The following is a 2,043-nucleotide window of genomic DNA, read 5'->3' as shown; positions in this document are numbered from 1 at the left end:
GAAACCGCCTATGCCGTTGCTGCCGACGACGCCCGTTCTGGTGTTGCCGAAGCATCCGAGCCAGCCGTTGAAGCTGCGTTCGATGACGATTTCGACGATGCGCTTGCCAGTTCGCTCGAAGACGTGTCGCCTTTCGAAGACGATTTGGCAGGGAACGACAAGCTCGGGAACGATAAGCTCGGGAACGACGAGCTTGCCGCGTCGCTCGAACAGGATTTACTGCTGGACGACGATGCGACGGACGAAATCGCTCATGCCGTTGCTGCCGACGACTCGCGTTCTGGTGTTGCCGAAGCATCCGCGCCGGCTGTTGAAGCTGCGTTCGATGACGATTTCGACGATGCGCTTGCCAGTTCGCTCGATGATGTGTCGCCATTCGAAGACGATTTGCCAATGAACGACAAGCTTGGGAACGACAAGCTTGGGAACGACAAGCTTGGGAACGACGAGCTTGCCGCGTCGCTCGAACAGGATTTACTGGTCGACGACGTGACGGACGTGGCCGAACAGAATACTGCCGCCATCGAACCCGCCTTCGACGATGAATTCGACAACGCAGTCGCAAGCTCGCTCGAAGACGAGCTGATGCTCCACGAGCAGGTGCCGATGGAGCAGGTTGCCGAAGCCGCCGAAATCTCCGCGCCGGCTGCCGACCCCGCCTTCGACGATGAATTCGACAATGCGGTCGCAAGCTCGCTCGAAGACGAGCTGATGCTTGAAGAACACGTGCCGATGGAGCAGGCTGCCGAACCCGCCGACGTTTCCGCGCCGTCCGTCGAACCCGCCTTCGACGACGAATTCGACAATGCCGTCGCAAGCTCGCTCGAAGACGAGTTGATGCTCGACGAACATGGGCCGATGGAGCAGGCCGCTGTTGAAGCTCCTGCTGCGCCTGTTCGGGCCGTTTCGGACGAGTCCGATGAGGACTTTGCCGGCCATTTCGACGATGTCATGGTCGATGTCGACATGGATTTCGACGTTCGCACGGCTGAACCGGTCGAAATTGACCAGTCAGAAATCGACGAATCGGAGGCTATCGTCGCCAAGCACGAGCCTTCTGCCGAGACCCCGGAAGATGCGTTCGACGCCGATTTTGACCTGAGCTTGGAGGACGCGCTTGCCGAGGAAGCCGAAAAGCCGGTTGCGCAGGCCTCCGGCGTTGCTGCCCAACCGACGGCGCCGGCCGCCGTAGTCCAGCCGGCGGCGCCAGCCCCCATCGCTGACGAGCGGAGCCTCGAAGACGAGCTGAACGCGCTGTTGGGCACCATGCGCACACGGACTGCCCCCGTGGCGGCCTCCGCGGCCAACGAACCCGCTATGGTTCGGCACCCTGTAGCCGCGACTGAAAAGGTCGCCGTCAAATCAGCGAATCCCGTCGAAGAACTGGACTGGAGCCTCGACGAGCAAGACCTTTTGGGGTCGCCGGATAGTAGCGCGGTTCACGCCGCCGACGACGCCGATCTCGATAGCGTTCTCCTCGATGAGCTCGAGGGCCAGGATTTCAGCGCTGAAGATGCCGCCGGGCAGGCCGATGTCGATTTCGACGATGACGCATTGCATACCGCGTTCGCCAAGGACATCGGTCTGGATCATGGCGACGGCGATGACGTTGCGGCCGCCGCTTCCCAGCAGGATCCGGCTGATGCGCTCAGCTGGATGGCGGCACCCTCCGCCCCGCCGACGCCGGCCCGTTCGTGGAGCCGCGTAACGCCGGTCGCACAGTCGCAGCCTGCCTTTGCAGCCCAGCCGACGACTTCGGTGAAGACCACGGAAGCGACACCGCCAATGGCTACGGCACCGTCCTATCAGGATGAGCCGGCCGAAGACGGCGCCGCCGATGCGGCATCTGCGCCGGCGCAAAACGAACAGTCTTCGGCATATGACGAGATGCCCGATGTCGAGACGGTCGATGTGCCCGAGCGCGTGGTCGCGCTGGCGGACGACCTCGATATTCCGGACCTCGACTTCAATGACGACGAACCGGCGGCGCCTGCCTATGACGATCTCGACACCGAGTTCGCCAGCCTTCTCACGGAAATGAAT

1 pseudogene is annotated in these 2,043 nt (G+C 62.3%); it reads left to right on the top strand.

The window, feature by feature from the left end:
* Positions 1-2,043, top strand: a pseudogene (locus EOA85_RS37900) (hypothetical protein); the annotation flags it as partial.

Source organism: Mesorhizobium sp. M5C.F.Ca.IN.020.29.1.1 (assembly GCF_003997375.1).
Classification (GTDB): Bacteria; Pseudomonadota; Alphaproteobacteria; order Rhizobiales; family Rhizobiaceae; genus Mesorhizobium; species Mesorhizobium wenxiniae.
Note: the sequence above shows the minus strand (reverse complement) of the source record. Positions and strands in the feature narration are given on the sequence as shown.